The 18,786-nt window shown below is 42.6% G+C and carries 19 protein-coding genes, 1 pseudogene and 2 riboswitches; of the genes and pseudogenes, 14 read left to right on the top strand and 6 right to left on the bottom strand.

The features are described 5' to 3' along the window. Window positions 1-22: 22 nt before the first annotated feature. Window positions 23-802: a carbon-nitrogen family hydrolase gene (locus tag AU387_RS13675; RefSeq protein WP_059335897.1), complete on the bottom strand. Its 780-nt coding sequence runs from the start codon at window positions 800-802 to the stop codon at window positions 23-25. 93 nt (window positions 803-895) lie between these two features. On the opposite strand from AU387_RS13675, the gene AU387_RS13670 reads away from it, so the two are divergent. From AU387_RS13670 to mtnD, 5 genes are all read left to right on the top strand, one after another. Beyond that, window positions 896-2,092, top strand: coding sequence for a pyridoxal phosphate-dependent aminotransferase (locus AU387_RS13670; RefSeq protein ID WP_059335896.1), 1,197 nt, complete (start codon window positions 896-898; stop codon window positions 2,090-2,092). A 38-nt stretch (window positions 2,093-2,130) separates the two neighbouring features. Continuing rightward, window positions 2,131-2,231: riboswitch (SAM riboswitch) on the top strand. Between the two features lie 83 nt (window positions 2,232-2,314). Beyond that, window positions 2,315-3,532: a 2,3-diketo-5-methylthiopentyl-1-phosphate enolase gene (mtnW, locus tag AU387_RS13665; protein ID WP_059292891.1), complete on the top strand. Its 1,218-nt coding sequence runs from the start codon at window positions 2,315-2,317 to the stop codon at window positions 3,530-3,532. Further along, window positions 3,529-4,236: a 2-hydroxy-3-keto-5-methylthiopentenyl-1-phosphate phosphatase gene (gene mtnX, locus AU387_RS13660; RefSeq protein WP_059335895.1), complete on the top strand. Its 708-nt coding sequence runs from the start codon at window positions 3,529-3,531 to the stop codon at window positions 4,234-4,236. Before mtnW ends, mtnX begins: the two co-directional genes overlap by 4 nt. Continuing rightward, window positions 4,194-4,823 carry a methylthioribulose 1-phosphate dehydratase gene (locus AU387_RS13655; RefSeq protein ID WP_044156132.1) on the top strand — a complete coding sequence of 210 codons (630 nt, stop codon included), beginning with the start codon at window positions 4,194-4,196 and terminating at the stop codon, window positions 4,821-4,823. The genes mtnX and AU387_RS13655 overlap by 43 nt, the downstream gene beginning before the upstream one ends. A 15-nt stretch (window positions 4,824-4,838) precedes the next feature. Then, complete coding sequence (gene mtnD / locus AU387_RS13650) at window positions 4,839-5,375, top strand: acireductone dioxygenase (protein WP_059335894.1); 537 nt, start codon at window positions 4,839-4,841, stop codon at window positions 5,373-5,375. 40 nt (window positions 5,376-5,415) lie between these two features. On the opposite strand, the gene AU387_RS13645 is transcribed toward mtnD, so the two are convergent. Further along, window positions 5,416-5,736 (bottom strand): YkvA family protein, encoded by a 321-nt coding sequence (locus AU387_RS13645; RefSeq protein WP_044156130.1) that lies wholly within the window; start codon window positions 5,734-5,736, stop codon window positions 5,416-5,418. Window positions 5,737-5,938: 202 nt separating this feature from the next. Between AU387_RS13645 and spo0E the strand changes: the two genes are divergently transcribed. Both spo0E and AU387_RS13635 read left to right on the top strand, forming a co-directional pair. Next, window positions 5,939-6,196, top strand: a complete 258-nt coding sequence (spo0E, locus tag AU387_RS13640) for an aspartyl-phosphate phosphatase Spo0E (protein WP_024121169.1) — start codon at window positions 5,939-5,941, stop codon at window positions 6,194-6,196. Between the two features lie 86 nt (window positions 6,197-6,282). Beyond that, window positions 6,283-6,714, top strand: coding sequence for a hypothetical protein (locus AU387_RS13635; RefSeq protein WP_059335893.1), 432 nt, complete (start codon window positions 6,283-6,285; stop codon window positions 6,712-6,714). A 27-nt stretch (window positions 6,715-6,741) separates the two neighbouring features. Here the strand turns inward: AU387_RS13635 and kinD are convergent, their stop codons facing one another. Beyond that, on the bottom strand, window positions 6,742-8,262 hold the full coding sequence (kinD, locus tag AU387_RS13630; RefSeq protein ID WP_082687902.1) for a sporulation kinase KinD: 1,521 nt from the start codon (window positions 8,260-8,262) through the stop codon (window positions 6,742-6,744). 192 nt (window positions 8,263-8,454) lie between these two features. Between kinD and mhqR the strand changes: the two genes are divergently transcribed. Continuing rightward, window positions 8,455-8,892, top strand: coding sequence for a MarR family transcriptional regulator MhqR (mhqR, locus tag AU387_RS13625; protein WP_024121172.1), 438 nt, complete (start codon window positions 8,455-8,457; stop codon window positions 8,890-8,892). Between the two features lie 39 nt (window positions 8,893-8,931). Here the strand turns inward: mhqR and motB are convergent, their stop codons facing one another. From motB to clpE, 3 genes and pseudogenes are all read right to left on the bottom strand, one after another. Further along, the gene (motB, locus tag AU387_RS13620) at window positions 8,932-9,717 is read right to left on the bottom strand and encodes a flagellar motor protein MotB (protein WP_059292887.1); all 786 of its coding nucleotides are present in this window, start codon (window positions 9,715-9,717) and stop codon (window positions 8,932-8,934) included. Continuing rightward, window positions 9,689-10,504 carry a flagellar motor stator protein MotA gene (motA, locus tag AU387_RS13615; RefSeq protein ID WP_024121174.1) on the bottom strand — a complete coding sequence of 272 codons (816 nt, stop codon included), beginning with the start codon at window positions 10,502-10,504 and terminating at the stop codon, window positions 9,689-9,691. The genes motB and motA overlap by 29 nt, the downstream gene beginning before the upstream one ends. 361 nt (window positions 10,505-10,865) lie before the next feature. Beyond that, a pseudogene (clpE, locus tag AU387_RS13610) lies at window positions 10,866-12,964 on the bottom strand (ATP-dependent protease ATP-binding subunit ClpE). 365 nt (window positions 12,965-13,329) lie between these two features. Between clpE and AU387_RS13605 the strand changes: the two are divergent. The 6 genes from AU387_RS13605 (at window position 13,330) to AU387_RS13580 (ending at window position 18,784) form a co-directional block, all read left to right on the top strand. After that, window positions 13,330-14,370 (top strand): YkvI family membrane protein, encoded by a 1,041-nt coding sequence (locus AU387_RS13605; protein WP_044156125.1) that lies wholly within the window; start codon window positions 13,330-13,332, stop codon window positions 14,368-14,370. 213 nt (window positions 14,371-14,583) lie between these two features. Next, window positions 14,584-14,628, top strand: a riboswitch (PreQ1 riboswitch). Window positions 14,629-14,756: 128 nt separating this feature from the next. Beyond that, on the top strand, window positions 14,757-15,416 hold the full coding sequence (gene queC, locus AU387_RS13600) for a 7-cyano-7-deazaguanine synthase QueC (RefSeq protein WP_024121180.1): 660 nt from the start codon (window positions 14,757-14,759) through the stop codon (window positions 15,414-15,416). Window position 15,417: 1 nt separating this feature from the next. After that, on the top strand, window positions 15,418-15,858 hold the full coding sequence (gene queD, locus AU387_RS13595; RefSeq protein WP_044156123.1) for a 6-carboxytetrahydropterin synthase QueD: 441 nt from the start codon (window positions 15,418-15,420) through the stop codon (window positions 15,856-15,858). Beyond that, the gene (queE, locus tag AU387_RS13590) at window positions 15,851-16,582 is read left to right on the top strand and encodes a 7-carboxy-7-deazaguanine synthase QueE (protein WP_024121182.1); all 732 of its coding nucleotides are present in this window, start codon (window positions 15,851-15,853) and stop codon (window positions 16,580-16,582) included. The genes queD and queE overlap by 8 nt, the downstream gene beginning before the upstream one ends. Window positions 16,583-16,599: 17 nt before the next feature. Then, complete coding sequence (queF, locus tag AU387_RS13585) at window positions 16,600-17,097, top strand: preQ(1) synthase (protein ID WP_003218613.1); 498 nt, start codon at window positions 16,600-16,602, stop codon at window positions 17,095-17,097. 487 nt (window positions 17,098-17,584) lie between these two features. Next, complete coding sequence (locus tag AU387_RS13580) at window positions 17,585-18,784, top strand: DUF3880 domain-containing protein (protein WP_059335892.1); 1,200 nt, start codon at window positions 17,585-17,587, stop codon at window positions 18,782-18,784. Window positions 18,785-18,786 lie beyond the last annotated feature (2 nt).

Genomic DNA, 18,786 nt, shown 5'->3' with positions numbered 1-18,786 from the left:
GATTGAATTGTCAATATATTTTTTAATATAAATCTTTTCTGATATCATCGAAAACAGGAATTTTTCCCCGCACCTCAACGCTTTCTTGAAGGTCAATTTCCGCTCTGACACTGCCTTCTTCACGGCCGCCCTCGGCCAATATGCGTCCCCAAGGGTCAATAATCATGCTGTGTCCGGCGAATTCATTATTGGGATTAGATCCTGTGCAATTGCAGGCGGCGACAAAGCATTGGTTCTCAATGGCCCTCGCAATAAGCAGGCTTTTCCAATGATCAAGACGGGGCAGAGGCCATTCCGCAGAAATGAACAGCACGTTAGCGCCTTGTGTCGTATGTTTTCTGATCCATTCCGGAAAACGGATATCATAACAGATCAGTCCTGAGCTTTTGACGCCTTCAAGCTCGAAGTATCCGTCCTCGGAACCGGCTGATAAATACACATGCTCATCCATCAGCTGAAAAAGATGGGCTTTGCTGTACTCTTTAATCATTCGTCCTTCCTTATCTGCGATGAACATTGTATTATAAACATCAGAACCCTTTCTGACAGCAACAGATCCTGCGACAATATGAACCCCGTGTTTTTTTGCGGTTTTTTGCAGCCAGCTTTGAGCAGTGAGCCCGTCTTCATCAGCAAGCTGATCAAGATTGGCAAGGTCGTAACCAGTCGTCCATAATTCAGGGAGAACAAGAACGTCAGCATTTTTACTCTCTTTTTCGATTAAAGATTCAGCCTTTTTTATATTTTCAGAAGGTTTTCCGTATGAAATATCAAATTGAAGACAAGAAATGGTCCATTTCATTTTTTAACACCCCATATTTTTCTTTACTTTTTTCATTTAACCATATATGATACTGGACTATCATTTCAAGATTTTTTTAGAAGGTGAAAACAGATGAAATTTGAACATTCTCAAGTGCTGCAGGAACTGCCTAAACAATTCTTTGCTTCTCTTGTGCAGAAAGTGAACCGAAAGCTGAAGGAAGGACATGATGTTATCAATTTGGGGCAGGGAAATCCGGATCAGCCGACGCCCGAGCATATTGTGGAGGAAATGAAGCGAGCCGTTGCTCAGCCTGAAAATCATAAATACTCCTCATTTCGAGGTTCACACAGACTGAAATCAGCAGCGGCGGCATTTTATAACAGAGAATACGGCGTTCAGCTTGATCCGGAAACTGAAGTAGCCGTATTATTCGGCGGGAAAGCCGGTCTTGTCGAACTTCCGCAATGCCTGCTAAATCCGGGGGATACGATTTTGGTTCCTGACCCCGGCTATCCAGATTATTGGTCCGGTGTCACGCTTGCGAAAGCGAAAATGGAAATGATGCCGCTCACTAAGGAAAATGCGTTTCTTCCTGAATACGCATGCATTTCGCCTGACGTAAGAGAACAAGCGAAATTGATGTACTTAAATTATCCGAATAATCCGACTGGAGCCGTCGCTACCGCAGAATTTTTTGGAGAAACGGTGAGTTTTGCGAAAGAAAACGAAATCTGTGTGGTCCATGATTTTGCTTACGGTGCAGTCGGCTTTGACGGACACAAGCCTTTAAGCTTTTTGCAGACTGAAGGCGCCAAGGATATCGGAATAGAAATTTACACGCTGTCCAAAACATATAATATGGCGGGCTGGCGGGTCGGTTTTGCAGTTGGTAACGCCTCGGTCATAGAAGCGATCAATCTTTATCAAGACCATATGTTTGTCAGTCTTTTCAAAGCAACCCAGCAGGCTGCCGAGGCGGCACTTTTATCTGAGCAGACATGCGTAGCGGAGCAAAATGCCCGATATGAAAGCAGGCGCAACGCTTGGATAGCGGCATGCCGGGAAATCGGCTGGGATGTAACAGCGCCTGCGGGTTCATTTTTTGCGTGGCTGCCGGTGCCTGAAGGCTATAGCTCTGAGCAATTCTCAGATCTCTTGCTTGAAAAAGCGAATGTGGCGGTTGCAGCAGGAAACGGCTTTGGTGAATATGGCGAGGGGTATGTCAGAGTGGGGCTCTTAACGAGTGAAGCCAGGCTTAAAGAAGCAGCTCATCGAATTGGCAAACTAAACCTGTTTACCCAAAAAAGCATTGACAAGATTCTTTAACGGTGGGATAATTCAAAATAATTTATAAAATCTATATTTTCTTATCAAGAGCAGGCAGAGGGACGAGCCCGATGAAGCCCGGCAACCGACTTGTAAAGCACGGTGCTAATTCTTGCAGCTGGCGGCTGAGAGATAAGATTCGGACGAGAAATGAAACCTCTTTAGACGCATAGCTGTTTGAAGAGGTTTTTTATATGGTTAAAAAATGAAAGGAGCTCTGGCATGAGTGAATTATTAGCAACATATCTCCTGACCGAGCCGGGAGCCGACACGGAGAAAAAAGCAGAACAAATCGCAACAGGATTGACGGTGGGCTCTTGGACTGATCTGCCTCTGGTGAAGCAGGAGCAGATGCAAAAGCATAAGGGACGGGTTGTAAAGGTCGAGGAGAGAGAGGGACATCTTGCATCAGGGAAACAAGCGGTTATCACAATTGCCTATCCCGAGGTAAATTTCTCACAGGATATTCCGGCATTGCTGACAACTGTGTTTGGCAAGCTGTCGCTGGACGGAAAAATCAAGTTAATAGATCTCGAATTTTCTGAAGCGTTTAAGCGAACACTTCCGGGTCCGAATTTTGGCGTATACGGCATCCGGAAGATGCTTGGAGAGTTTGAAAGACCGCTGTTAATGAGCATTTTTAAAGGGGTCATCGGAAGGGACCTGAGTGATATTAAAGAACAGCTCAGGCAGCAGGCGCTCGGCGGGGTTGACGTAATCAAAGACGATGAAATTTTCTTTGAGACGGGTTTAGCACCTTTTGAAACAAGAATTACAGAGGGAAAACAAATTTTGAAAGAAACATACGAGCAGACCGGCCATAAAACGCTGTATGCAGTTAATTTGACTGGAAGAACAGCTGAGCTTATAGATAAAGCAAGACGCGCCGCTGAATTGGGAGCGGATGCGCTTTTATTGAATGTCTTCGCTTACGGTTTGGACGTCATGCAAAGCCTTGCGGAAGATCCGGACGTATCAATCCCCATTATGGCGCATCCGGCAGTCAGCGGGGCATTTACATCCTCACCGTTGTACGGGTTTTCCCATGCCCTTTTGCTCGGAAAATTAAACCGATATTGCGGCGCTGACTTCAGTCTGTTTCCTTCTCCATATGGCTCAGTTGCGCTTCCGAAAGAAGACGCGCTGGCGATTCATGAAGAATGCGTGAGAGAAGATGCCTTTAACCAGACATTTGCCGTTCCGTCTGCCGGTATTCACCCTGGTATGGTTCCGCTTCTCATGCGTGATTTTGGCATTGATCATATTATTAACGCCGGAGGAGGCATACACGGACATCCAAACGGCGCCCAAGGCGGGGGCAAAGCGTTCAGAGCTATTATTGATGCGGTTTTGGAGGCGCAGCCGATTGAAGAAAAAGCCGGTCAATGCGAAGATTTGAAGCTTGCGCTTGATAAATGGGGAAAGGCTGAAGCCGTATGACGACTCAAAAACCGTTAATTATATGTGATTTTGATGGAACCATCACGATGAACGACAACATTATAAACATTATGAAAACATTCGCTCCGCCGGAGTGGACGGCGTTAAAAGACGGCGTGCTCTCCAAAACGATGTCAATCCAAGAAGGCGTCGGACGAATGTTCGGCCTTCTGCCGAGCAGCTTAAAAGAGGAGATTACGAGATTCGTATTAGAAGACGCAAAAATCCGGGACGGCTTTCGGGAATTTGTCGTATTTGTTAACAAGCATGAACTCCCGTTTTATGTCGTAAGCGGGGGGATGGACTTTTTTGTCTATCCGCTGCTTGAAGGAATTGTTGAGAAAGATCATATTTATTGCAACCGTGCGTCATTTGAGAACGAATTCATTCATATTGATTGGCCTCATTCTTGCAAAGGCACATGCACAAATCAATGCGGGTGCTGCAAGCCGACTGTTATGAACGAGCTTTCTGAGCCTGATCAATATATCATCATGATCGGTGACTCCGTTACCGATGTAGAGGCGGCAAAGCTGTCTGATCTTTGCTTTGCAAGGGATTATTTATTAAATGAATGCAAGGAGCATCATCTGAATCATATCCCATACCATGATTTTCACGAAATAAAGAAAGCGATTGAAGATGTAACGGAGGTAAAGAAATGGCTGCAAAACAAGAGCGCTGGCTCGAGCTTGCCGAAGTAAAACGGGAATTGGCAGAAAGAGATTGGTTTCCGGCGACCAGCGGCAACCTGTCCATCAAGGTTTCTGATGAGCCATTGCAATTTCTCGTAACGGCGAGCGGAAAAGATAAACGAAAAGAAACGGATGAAGACTTCCTGTTGGTGGATCAGAACGGAGAGCCTGCCGAAAAGGGGCATCATCTGAAACCGTCAGCGGAAACGCTTTTGCATACGCATCTGTACAATAAAACAAATGCCGGATGCTGTCTTCATGTTCATACGGTCAACAATAACGTCATCTCAGAGCTGTATGGCGATCAAAACCAAATTACTTTTAAAGGCCAAGAAATTATAAAAGCGCTCGGCCTGTGGGAAGAGAATGCAGAAGTGTCCATTCCAATTATAGAAAATCCGGCTCATATTCCGACTCTCGCAACGCTTTTCGCGGATCAGGTTACTGGAGATTCAGGCGCTGTCCTGATCAGGAACCATGGCATTACTGCTTGGGGAAGAACAGCACTTGAAGCGAAAAGAGTGCTTGAAGCATATGAATTTTTATTCAGCTATCATTTGAAGCTGAAAACACTCCAGCATCAGCTGGTTAAATAAAAGGGGGAAACGCAAATGGCAACAATTCGAATTCATGATGAGGCAAATACAACGATTGAAAATCAAGAGGAAGTGGCAAGCTTTCTGGACAGCCAAGAGGTGATCTATGAGCAATGGGATATCGCCAAGCTCCCTGAACAGCTTTCAGAAAAATATGACCTGTCTGAAGAAGAAAAACAGCAAATTCTTGACACCTTCGACGCTGAAATTAAAGATATCTCAGACCGCCGCGGCTACAAAGCCCAAGATGTTATTTCTCTGTCTGACGCTAATCCGAAACTGGATGAACTGCTAGAAAACTTTAAAAGAGAACATCACCATACAGACGATGAAGTCCGTTTTATTGTAAGCGGACACGGAATTTTCGTCATTCAAGGCAAGGACGGCACATTTTTTGATGTCCGTTTAAACCCTGGAGATTTAATCTCGGTACCTGAAAATATCCGCCATTATTTCACACTTCAAGAGGATCGAAAAGTTGTGGCGGTGCGGATCTTTGTTACATCTGAGGGCTGGGTTCCGATTTATGAAAAAGACAGCGTGAACCAATAAGAAGAAAAAGCCCCGTCCATAAAGGCGGGGCTTTTTTTGCTTATCGTAAACGCCATTCTTCGTATTGGGACATTTCTTTTTTGACCAGCGTCCAAATCAAACCGAGAACGGCAGCATCGTCAAGAATTCCTAAACCGAGCACGAAGTCCGGAATCATATCAATCGGCATGATGATATAAAAGACAGCAGCTGTCAGAAGCAACAGTGTTTTAATCTGTGAACGGGGATAGTCACCATTTCGCCAATCGCGAAGCATGTGACAAAAGATCGTGATATGATTGATTAATTTTTTGCGGGTTTTCCTTTTCAGAATAGCTTTTCCGCCTGCCGCACCGAGCATTATCGCTTTTTTTTTCTTCATTTAGCATTCCTCCTGCCTGCCGGTGTGTTTAAGATGGTCTTCGTCTGGGTATTGTTCTTCTAATCCTATCAATATATCTATTATAAATGAAAAATTAAGTTATTTAATAAAAATATGTTTACAAATAAAGTATAATCTGTAATAATGCACAATAACCCAATCAAACTTGTTTCCTATTTCTTAGCGGCGAGGGGTGAATTGAATGGGCTGTTCTTCTGAACAAGAAAGATTGCTGGTGTCTATTGATGAAAAAAGAAAGTTAATGATAGACGCCGCTAGTAAGCAGGGATTTACAGGGCATGACACAATCAGGCACAGTCAGGAGCTGGATTCTTTAATGAACGAATACCACCAGCTCATGCAAGAAAACGAACATTCCAAAGGAATTCAAGGCCTTGTGAAGAAATTAGGCTTGTGGCCCCGAAGAGACGTCATGCCTGCATATGATGCACATAAATAGCGGCGCTATCTGATGCATATATAAAGAGAGAGCTTTTCAGAAGCGCTCTTTTTTTCTGGGAAAATTTCATACGAAAGAGGGAACTGATGAAAGAACTGGCGGTAGTCATTACTGAAATGATAAACCAATTTCACGATGCTTTTATTTCGATAAGCGGGATGCTTGGCATTCAATTAACCGACAAAGAAATGCATTTTTGGGTAATTGGAATATTTGGCATCTTCTTTTTCGCTGTCACTCACGCTGTATTTACATGGCTTTCTAAATGGAGCTTGACGGCTTTGTCCTTTATCTATACCGTAACGATCATCATTGTTATCGTATTTGCAATTGAGATTCAGCAAAAAGTGACCGGACGGGGAAATATGGAATTTTTAGATGCAACGGAAGGGTTAAAAGGCTTTTTGGTGTTCTTTTTCATCTTTTTGCTTTTGAAAATGCTTTTGCGTTTGATCCGATTCTTCTTTTCAGGAGGAGCTGTAAGCAAGGAGAATGAAAATACCCGTTCACGAAAATAAATAAGCCCTCCTGAGACTGTCAGGGGGCTAGGAAGAGGAGACGGGGAGGGTAATGGTAACCTCGGTTCCTCTTCGTACTTCACTTTCTATATGAATGGAACCTCCGTACATCAGCACGATCCGTTTACATACGACTAACCCGAGGCCGGTTCCTTTTTCTTTAGAAGTGACAAATGGAAGAAAGATATGATCCAGCATTTCCTGTGATATCCCTTCACCGTTATCCATCACTTTTATAATGGCCTTTTTATCAACTGCTCCTAAGGAAATTGTGAGTTTGCCGCCTTCCGGCATAGACTCAAGGCCATTTTTCGCAACATTCAAAATGACTTGTTTAATATGATCTTTTGTACATTTTACTTTTAGAGGTTTATCAGTTAAAAATTTTAACTCTACCTCCACATTATATAAATTTCCTTCAGAATAGATGATCGGCATAATTTCTCCGATAATATCCTGAAGCGAGTTAAGCTCCCATTTCTCAGCTGTCGGTTTTCCGAGAACTAAAAACTCACTCACAATTTGGTTGATACGTTTAATCTCCTGTTCGATAATTGAAAAATACAGCTGGTCTTCTTCACCTTTATATTTCTTTTGCAGCAGCTGAATAAAACCGCTGATGCCGGTAAGCGGATTGCGGATTTCGTGAGCCGTGCTGGCAGCAAGCGTTCCGATCAGCTCTAATTTTTGCTGCTCATTTTCCGTGCGCTCCAGCTGGGTCCGCCGCTTCAGCAAATAATAAAGTACAAGAATAAAAAGAATATTCAGCAAGACTATAATACAGGAAAGAGGAAGCACAAGGCTTTTACTCAGCTCCTCTATTGTCACAGGATTCGGATATACTTTCATATTCCAGCTGATATCATCAAGATAACCGCTGACAGGTTTTTGATCTCTTGCGTGAGAAGCCTGTCCGCTTGAGAAAATCATTTTGTTATTTTCGTTCACAACCTCAATATAGACATCAGGGCTCAGCAAGTTAATCAGGTTTTGCAGATAGTCAATTTGTATAGCTGCCACAAGATAATCTGTGACATTTTTCTTTTCATCCAGCACGGGAACACAAATTGTAAAAATCGGCTGGCCTGTGATCCTGCTTGAATAGCTGTCTGTAATGACAGTCTTTTTTGTTTTTTTCGCTTTTGTAAAAAAGGATCTGTCGGCCAGATTGACTTTAGTTTTTAATTCTGTTGCGCTGGCAGTGACATCTCCTTTGGCATTGAGAAAATAAAGCCCGGAAAACCTTGGTTCGGAATCAAATGTTTTTTCCAAAACAGTTTTCATTTTATTCATATCTATCGGTCTGTCGATAGCGATAGACAAGGACGTCATTCTCGCTTTTGTTTCTCCGATTAAATAATTTATTTTGTTGCGGTGAAGGTTCAGCATAACACTGGCTTCTTGCTTATGTTCTGCAGCTATTGTTTCTTTTTCCTTTTCATAGACGAAAAAGCTTATGACGAGTGCCGGAATCACTACTAGTGCAATATAAAGCTTAATTCTCCCGCAGGCGCCTTTTAGTATTTTCAATTTGCATCGCTCCAACATACACCTGATTAGAGGTATTATATCATTGTTTCTTCTTGTTTAATAAGAAAAAATAACCAAAATAATTAAGAAAAATATGTTGTTCACATGAATAATAAAAAAGAAGAGAAATATTGGAAAGATTTTTATTGACATTTCGGTATTTGTTTATTAATGTTTCTCTGTAACGGTTTCTAAAAGGATGATTGAGACATGACAGAAAAATCACTGAAGTTATTTATCGTGCTGTCGCGCGCGTATCGGTCTATTAATGATCATATGAATAAGCATATTCATAAGCATGGACTGAATCCTACTGAATTTGCTGTGCTGGAGCTGTTATATCATAAAGGTGATCAGCCGCTGCAGCAGATAGGGGATAAAATACTCTTGGCCAGCGGGAGCATCACCTACGTCGTAGATAAGCTTGAGCAAAAAGAGCTCCTTATTCGGAAAGCGTCGCCTACAGACAGACGAGTAACATTTGCACAAATTACCGAAAAAGGCATCAGTCTTTTGGATGATATTTTCCCTGATCATGCAGCTGAAATTGATGAAATGATCAGCGTATTAAGCGAAGAAGAAGTTGAAATGTGCACTGAAATGTTAAAAAGAGTAGGATTAAACGCAAAACAGTTTCATAATAAGTAAAAAAAGGAAGCCTTGTGATAGATCAGGCTTCCTTTTTTACTATTTTTCATTTGTTTCCGCTGCGCCTCTTGGCAAGATGAGAACTTCAACCCGCCTGTTTTTGCTTCGGCCTTCCGCAGTTTTGTTGGAGGCCACCGGTTTATACTCACCATAGCCTTTGGCACTGAACACTTTGGCATCAAGCTTAGGGTTCTCAATCAGAAGCCCCATGAAGTTTACGGCTCTCATCACACTTAAATGCCAGTTTGACTGAAATTCTGAATTTCTAATCGGCATATTGTCTGTATGTCCGCTGATAATGATGTTTCTCGGCGGATTAATCACAAGAAGGTTTGAAATCTCTTTTGCAAGGGGAATGTCTTCCTGGCGGATGGTCGCTTTTCCTGAATCAAAGAAGATGCTGTCTTTAATCGTGATCAGCAGGCCTTCCTTAGTCATCTTTGTTTCCAGCTGATGCTCCAGCTTTTTATTTTTAATGAACTTTTCAACCTGGCTCTGCACGTTTTTAAGTTCTTCTTGATCAGCTGCTTTTTCCTTTTCTTTCTTGTTTTCCTTTTTCTCTTCTTTTTCCTTTTCCACTTCGTCGATTCCGTCTGACTCATCTTTAGGAGGGGTGACGCTGGAATAATCCAATACGCCGGTCCCGCCTGTAAAGACTTCATTAAATGATTTTGAAAGCATTTGAAATTTAGCTGCGTCAATTGAGCTGCTCGCGTACAGCACAATAAACAATGCTAGGAGAAGGGTAAGGATATCGGCGTAAGGAACCAGCCATGATTCATCAACGTGCTCGTCCTCATGCTTCTTCTTCTTTTTTCTCGCCATTTTGCGCCTCTCCTTCTCGTTCTGCAAATTTCAAACGGTCCTTCGCAGGAAGGTACATTAAAAGTTTCTGCTCGATCACTTTCGGTGCCTGTCCTTCTAATACGGACAGGACGCCTTCAATCATAATTTCACGGAGCTTGACTTCCTGTTTTGACTTGCGTTTTAATTTGTTTGCAAAAGGATGCCATAATACATATCCCGTAAAGATACCGAGAAGGGTGGCTACAAAGGCTGCACTGATGGCGTGACCAAGCTCATCTGTATTGTCCATATGAGAAAGTGCGGCGATCAGTCCGATAACAGCACCGAGCACCCCAAGTGTCGGCGCGTAAGTTCCCGCCTGTGTAAAAATAGCGGCTCCGGCCTGGTGTCTTTCCTCCATCGCTTCAACTTCTTCAGTCATGATATCTCTGATAAATTCTGCGCTTTGCCCGTCAACAGCCATGCTGAGACCGTTTTTCAGAAACGCGTCATCTACATTTTCAATACTTGCTTCCAAAGCCAGAAGACCTTCACGGCGTGCAAGCTGAGCCCATTCAGAGAACATAGGAATGAGTTCTTCTATTGTCAGCTGTTTGTTTTCTTTAAATAGCACACGGAACAGCACAGGCACTTTTTTGATTTCTTTCGTTGGGAACGCAATGACTACCGCTGATATCGTTCCGGCGATGATAATTAAAATGGCAGCGGGATTTGCAAGAGCGGCGAAACTGACGCCTTTCAGAACCATTCCCACACTCAATGCAACAAAAGCAAGAATAATACCGATAATCGAAGTTTTATCCATAATTTTCACCAAATCCTTTTTTACTAGCTTGTCTATGGTTAATATCGGTATCAGTGTCTGGAACTTTAGGGACATTGTGAAATTGTTCATGAAATATTCAAGGAAGATACATAGAAGGGAGAAATAAACAAACGCAGGCTTTTCAGCAGGGGAAAGGCCGCGGGTTTTGACGTGCGTATCTGATTCTCTAAAGTGCTTTCGTATAACACTAGAAATAAATATTCATCATGCTCCATCCTTCTTTAAGAAAAGTGTAAAGAAAGAAGGAGATGAGCGCTTCAGGGGATGGAATGACATGTTCTCGGACGAGAGAAGGATTTCACATAAAAAGCGGCTTCCCTGAAAAGGAAGCCGCTGATTTTTATTTTGCCTGAACTTTGATGTTATCATTTTCTACTGTGACGTGAAAACTTGCAATCTCGTTACTGTCAAGCAGCAGATCAGTCATTTCGTCCTCAACCCATTCCTGGATTGTTCTTCTGAGCGGGCGCGCACCGAATGAAGGATGGTAACCCAGCTCAGCGATTTTTTCTTTCGCTTCATCTGAAACACTCAAGCTGATGCCGCGTTCTGCCAATGTTTCTTCCAATTCTCCAAGAAGAAGGCTGACGATTTTGACCAGATGCTCTTTTTAAGGGAACGGAATTCGATGATGCTGTCAAATCGGTTGAGAAACTCAGGTTTAAAGAACATGCTGAGTGAATCAATTAATGTTTGTTCTTCAATCACACTGTCTTCTGATTGGAAACCGACTTTCGTTTGTTTTTCACCAGTGCCTGCATTGCTTGTCATTATGATGACGGTGTCTTTAAAGCTTACGGTTCTGCCTTGGCTGTCCGTTAAGCGGCCGTCCTCCATAATTTGCAGGAACATATGCTGGACATCTGGGTGTGCTTTTTCAATCTCATCAAGCAGCACGATGCTGTATGGATTGCGGCGCACTTTTTCCGTTAATTGTCCAGCTTCCTCATGGCCGACGTATCCAGGCGGTGAACCAATGATTTTAGATACGGCATGTTTCTCCATGTATTCACTCATATCGAGGCGGATAATGGCATCTTTCGTGCCGAATAATTCATCCGCCAGTGTTTTAGAAAGCTCTGTTTTCCCTACGCCGGTTGGTCCGACAAAGAGGAAGGAGCCGACTGGTCTGTTTTTTGATTTTAAGCCGGCGCGGCTGCGTCTGACCGCTTTTGCCACTTTTTGAACAGCCGCTTCTTGTCCGATGACGCGTTCGTGAAGCTTTACTTCAAGCTCTTTCATTTTTGTTTGCTCATCTGCCTGCAGTTTTCCCACAGGAATGCCTGTTTTTTGTTCGACGATATCCTGAATGTGCTCAGCTTCCACTGTGACGGCGGAATGTGAAGAAGAGCTGTTCAGTTTTTTCTCCAGTGCGATTTCTTCATCACGGAGTTTTGCTGCCAATTCGTAATTCTCTTCTTCCAGCGCTTTTGTTTTTTCTGCTTCAATTGCAGTCAGCCGTTCAGCTGCATCTTCATCATTCAAATCATCAATTAACAGGTTGGCTTTAGATCCAGCTTCGTCTAATAAATCAATCGCTTTGTCCGGCAGATGTCTGTCCTGAATGTAGCGTGATGATAAAGTGACACAGGCTTTCAGGGCTTCATCGCTGAATGTCACGCCATGGTATGCTTCGTATTTGTCTTTAATTCCTTGCAGAATGCTGATCGCTTGATCAATTGTAGGCTCCTGCACCATGACAGGCTGAAAACGTCTTTCCAGCGCAGCATCTTTTTCAATTTGGCGGTATTCTTTCAGTGTTGTCGCTCCGATAACCTGCAGCTCGCCTCTGGCAAGAGCGGGTTTGAGAATGTTACCTGCATCCATTGAGCCTTCTGCAGAGCCTGCGCCAACGAGAAGGTGAATTTCATCAATGAAAAGAATGACATTTTTGCGCTCTTTCAGCTCAGTGATCAGCTGTTTCATTCTTTCTTCAAATTGACCTCTGATGCCAGTGTTTGCAACAAGGGATGCGACATCAAGCAAGTAAAGCTCTTTGTTTTTCAATTTATTTGGAACATCGCCTTCAGCGATTTTTAAAGCGAGCCCTTCTGCAATGGCTGTTTTCCCTACACCAGGCTCTCCAATCAGAACCGGATTGTTTTTGTTGCGGCGGTTAAGAATCTCGATCACACGCGCAACTTCTTCATCACGGCCGATGACGGGATCAATCAGACCGGCTTTTGCGCCGTTTGTAATATTTTGCGCCAGTTCATCAAGCAATCCTTTTTTCTCGCTTTGCTTAGCTGCGCTTTGTTCTTTCGGCTGGAATGCTTGTTCAAACGGAAAACCGAAAGATTGAGGACCCATGCTCATTGAAGGTTTACGGGTCAGTTCGTGATAGCAAGTTTCACATAAAACCATTTGTTTATGAACGGAATTTATTTGCATGTTAAGGCGAATCGTCGCCTCGTTTTGATGACAGTGTTGACAACGCATTTGCCAAAACCTCCTTATAAAATTTGATCATCTTTGACCAATTGGTTTAGAAAAAAAGGCCTACTTATTTGACCTTCTTTGACTATTAGTATACGCCATATTCACTGGCTTTCAAAACCATTTGCTCAAAGCGGTCTTGTTTTTGACTAACTTTGACCAATGAAATAATATAAAAAGACGGCCGGTTTGACCTTCTTTGATTAATAGTATACTCTGACCTTTTTTGACTTTCAAGGCTTTTGCTCAAAAATATTTTTGAATTGTTAACACAGTAAAACATGTTTTGTTCGTCTTTTCAAGGAACTTGTCTCATAGGCTATAAAAAGGCTAAAAGGACAATACTGCGGTTGGTTCGGAGGGGAGAAATGGAACAATCAAAAGGGTCTGCACATCAGCTCGCTTTTGTGTATATAGGCACAGTCGTCGGAGCGGGATTTGCAACTGGCAGGGAAATTGTTGAGTTTTTTCTGAAGTTCGGCTGGTTCGGATTGCTTGGTATTATTATAAGCGGCGGGATGTTCACGTTTTTAGGCGCAAAGCTGATGATCATTTCAAAGCGAATCAATGCCAAGTCCTATCAAGAAATGAATATATACTTGTTCGGGGCGGCTGCCGGACGGATTATCAATGTCTTTATGCTGTTCGTTCTCCTCGGTGTCACATCTGTCATGCTGTCGGGGGCAGGGGCGCTTTTTGAGGAACAGCTTGGGATGTCCGCTCAGGTTGGAATGCTGATCACAATTGGATTAAGTTTGATTGTCATGACAAGAGGAGTAAAAGGCATTTTTGGTGTAAATGTGTTTGTTGTACCGCTTTTGATTATCTTTTCTATGATTGTGGTGGCCGATTCATTTATTTTCAGTGAGACGCGGAATACAGCTCAGTGGGTGTGGCCTCATCGATGGGACTGGCTATTATCAGCAGTGTCATACGGAGCCTTGAATTTATCGCTTGCCCAGGCTGTTTTGGTGCCGCTGGCGAATGAAATGTCTTCAGAACAGGTGATAAAAAAAGGCGCTTTCATCGGCGGTACAATGCTGACAATTGTGCTTTCTGCAAGTTTTTTGTCTTTGTCGATGCTCCCGGATGTATTTTTGTACGATATTCCGATGGCTCAAGTGGTTTACCTCTTCGCGCGATCTGTACATTTGATTTATTTGTTGATTATATTCGGCGAAGTGTTCACATCGGTGATCGGAAACCTTTATGGGCTGGAAAAACAAGTGAAGAGCTTTCTTCCTATAAAAAGCAAATATATTTTTGCGGCAATCATGATTACGGCTTATATCACGAGTCAAATCGGCTACGGCAAGCTCATTTCAACCATTTACCCACTGTTTGGCTATGTGAGCTTGGCTTTCATAGGCGCTTTGGTCTGTAAAAAGCTCCCTCGGCGCAGTTTGTAATCACAATATTGATACATATATAATAATGAAGCAAACGTTTATGTTAAACCCTGCGCCGGCCCGAAATGGATCTTAATTAGGTATTTTCGCTGTGTAAAAGGATTAAGGCGGAAAAAATGAGACAGGCTTTTCGGCTATCTTTTTTATTGTCAAGAAAAACAACATTATGGTAAGATAGCAGAAGTGAAAAATTGAAGAAAATCCGTTCGATATGCGGGAGAGGTTCTAGCTACACCCTCTATAAAAAACTAAGGACGTGCTGTATCCTTGGATACGGCCTTTTTTATGTTTTTCTAGAGCACCTTTCCGAAAAGGTGTTTTTTTATATTTAACAGTTGTAGCGATGTCTCTCGCCGAGATTTTTATAGCGGAGAAGGAGAGGAATCATGAAAAAGGAAAAAGCAATTGTCGTATTCAGCGGCGGCCAAGACAGTACCACATGTTTACTGTGGGCGTTAAAGGAATTTGAAGAGGTGGAAACTGTAACATTTCATTATAATCAGCGTCATTCGCAGGAAGTTGAAGTGGCGAAGGGGATTGCGGATAAGCTTGGCGTGAAAAATCATTTGCTTGATATGTCACTTTTGAACCAGCTTGCGCCTAATGCCCTGACGAGAAATGATATAGAAATTGAAGCAAAAGACGGCGAGCTGCCATCAACATTTGTTCCAGGCCGTAACTTAGTGTTCTTATCTTTTGCGTCTATCCTGGCGTACCAAATTGGCGCGCGCCATATTATCACGGGCGTTTGCGAAACGGATTTCAGCGGCTATCCTGACTGCCGTGATGAATTCGTTAAATCTTGCAATGTGACGGTTAACCTGGCCATGGAGAAGCCATTTGTGATTCATACTCCGCTCATGTGGCTGAATAAGGCGGAAACGTGGAAGCTTGCAGATGAGCTTGGCGCGCTTGATTTTGTGAAAAACAACACGCTTACATGCTATAACGGCATCATCGCAGACGGCTGCGGCGAATGTCCGGCATGTCATCTTCGCTCCAGAGGCTATGAAGAATATATGGCGATGAAAGGAGAGCGGGCATAAATTGTTATCTCAAATATATCCACAGGTCCAGCATCCTTATTCATTTGAATTGAATAAGGACATGCAAATTTCTGCTGCTCATTTTATTCCGCGTGAAAGTGCGGGAGCGTGCAGCAGGGTTCACGGGCATACGTATACCGTAAATATCACCGTTGCCGGTGATGAGCTTGACAATTCCGGCTTTCTCGTGAATTTCAGTGTGCTCAAAAAGCTGGTTCACGGCTCCTATGACCATACGCTTTTAAATGATCATGAAGAATTTTCTAAGGATGACCCGTATTCGCTGCCGACAACTGAAGTCGTGGCGAAAACGATCTATGACAAAGTGCAGGCTTATTTAAACAAACTGGAGAATAAACCAAGCTGTGTGCAGGTGTTTGTCCGTGAAACACCGACCAGTTATTGTGTATACCGTCCGAAAAAGGGTGGTTTGAATGGCTAAAGGAATTCCTGTATTAGAAATTTTCGGCCCGACGATTCAAGGAGAAGGCATGGTGATCGGACAGAAGACAATGTTTGTCCGCACGGCCGGCTGTGATTACTCCTGCAGCTGGTGTGACTCCGCCTTCACTTGGGACGGATCTGCTAAAAAAGATATTCGCTGGATGACAGCCGAGGAGATTTTTTCAGAGCTTAAGGAGATTGGGGGAGACGCGTTTTCCCACGTTACAATCTCCGGCGGAAACCCGGCGCTGTTAAAGCAGCTGGATGCTTTGATAGAACTGCTGAAGGAAAACAATATCCGTGCAGCTCTCGAGACACAGGGGACAGTCTATCAGGATTGGTTTACACTGATCGATGATCTGACGATTTCACCAAAACCGCCAAGCTCGAAAATGGTGACGAACTTTGATAAGCTGGATCACATTTTGACATCACTGAAAGAGAATAACAGACAGCATGCTGTCAGCTTGAAGGTTGTCATTTTTAATGATGAAGATCTCGAGTTTGCCAAAACTGTACACAAGCGCTACCCGGGGATACCGTTTTATCTGCAAGTCGGTAATGATGATGTGCATACGGCAGACGACAAATCACTCATTGCACATTTGCTTGGAAAATATGAAGCGCTAGTTGATCAGGTAGCTGCCGATGCGGAGCTGAATCTCGTCAGAGTGCTTCCGCAGCTGCATACCCTGTTATGGGGCAACAAACGAGGAGTTTAATAGAAAGGAAGATAAACATGACGACAAGAAAAGAATCAGAATTAGAAGGTGTAACCCTGCTTGGCAACCAAGGAACAAACTATTTATTCGAATATGCGCCGGACGTGCTCGAATCCTTCCCGAATAAACATGTAAACCGTGATTACTTTGTAAAATTCAACTGCCCTGAATTTACATCTTTATGTCCGAAAACAGGACAGCCTGACTTTGCAACAATTTACATCAGCTATATTCCTGATGAAAAAATGGTGGAGAGCAAATCACTCAAACTGTACTTGTTCAGCTTCAGAAATCATGGAGACTTCCACGAAGACTGCATGAACATCATCATGAATGACTTGATTGAATTAATGGACCCGCGCTACATTGAAGTATGGGGCAAATTCACGCCAAGAGGCGGAATTTCCATTGATCCGTACACAAACTACGGAAAACCTGGCACGAAATATGAGAAAATGGCCGAATACCGCATGATGAATCATGACTTGTATCCGGAGACGATTGATAATCGTTAATGAGAACCCGCACTAAGTCCAATAAAAGTGTGACCTAGTGTGACTTTTATGCAGTGAAAAGTTGATATTGGAGAGGTAATTTAAGACGTACAAATGTGTACGTCTTTTTCTTTTATGCAAAAATCAATATATTAACGTAAGTTTTTTGGCCGAAAGTCTAGCGAAATCAAAGGAAAGTATTTTGTAGATCGCTTTCTTTTCTGTGGGGCATCCGCACAAGCTATTAAATGATGATTACAATTTTTATTTCTCATTATATATGGATGGCGTATCCGGTAATACCGAAAGTATTTTTCAGCTTCTGTTATATTTTTTCGTGTCGACGAGAGAAACGATTATTTTTCGTTCTCTTAGAATGTAATTTTTCAGGAAGCTATTACGTCATCTCATATCTGAACGTTTTGTATAGACTAGTACCGTCACAAGTTATATTACAAATACATACCAATAAGTAGACATTAAAAAGTGAAAGAGAGGACGAACATGTGTGAAAATTCTTTTTCTAGAGAGTCATCCTATGTGGCTCTATGGTTTACCGAATGGGTTTAGTGAAGCAGGCCATACCGTAATGATTTCGGGCCCTGTAAGTCGGGAAAATGTTACTGAAATGATAGAAGAATTCAAACCAGATCTAATCGTATCTATGGGTTGGACACCAGAGCATTCTAGGGAAAAGCAGGCCTGGATCCGCAATGCTACTAAAAAGGTGAAGATCCCCCTCGTTTATTGGGCAACTGAAGACCCGTTGCACACTCAAAACTTTACTATCCCGTTAATTAAAAAGATGAAACCGGATTTTGTTTTCACCGTTACACCTTCTCTGTGTAAAACTTATGAAAGAATGGGGGTAAAAGCGGCTCATTTAGACTTTGCATATCACGAAAGTATACATCATCAGATTAAACCATTGGACAAATATAGCTGTGATATAGCGGTGGTGGCTAATGCTTACCCTAATTTTCTTGAGGAACATCCGGAAGTGTTCCGCTCGTCCTCTTTAAAAACGCTTATTCGTCCTCTCATACGAAATGGTATTCGCATTGATTTTTGGGGGAAAAATTGGGAGAAAATGAGCAAACATATAGGAAGAGAAATTCCCCGAAATTGGATTCATGGATACCTTGATTATACTGAAGCATATAAAGTTTACAGTTCAGCAAAAATTATTCTTGGTTTGCAAAACTGTGAAAGCCAGCTTACGCAGCGCACCTATGAGATTCTTGGTTCCGGAGGGGTTTTATTGACATCGGATACACCAGCAGTTCGAGGTAAATTCAAACCTGGCCGCGATCTCATCGTTTCATCTTCCCCAAAAGAAACATTTGAAAAGGTTAAATACTATTTGAATCATGATAGCGAGAGAAAGAAGATTCGGATAAACGGTAAAAAGGCTGTAAAGAATGATTCCTATCGGCATAGAGCTGAGAGAATGCTTGAGGTGCTAAGAAGCAGAGGAATCTTAAGAAACCTAGAGGAAACCATTCATTATGTTGATGTTCTCAAAGAAAATTACGTGATCCATCATGTTGCTCCCGGTGAAACATTAACGAAAATCGCTATAAATTACAATATTCCCCTTAAACAAATCATGGAGCTAAATCATTTCAAATCAGATCAGATATATGCGGGACAAATCATTAAGATTAGAAAGAAACGGTCTAGAAATGTTAAAAATAAATTTTTCTAAAG

The sequence above is a fragment of the Bacillus halotolerans genome (genome assembly GCF_001517105.1).
Lineage (GTDB): Bacteria > Bacillota > Bacilli > Bacillales > Bacillaceae > Bacillus > Bacillus halotolerans.
This window is presented reverse-complemented; position numbering and strand designations above follow the sequence as displayed.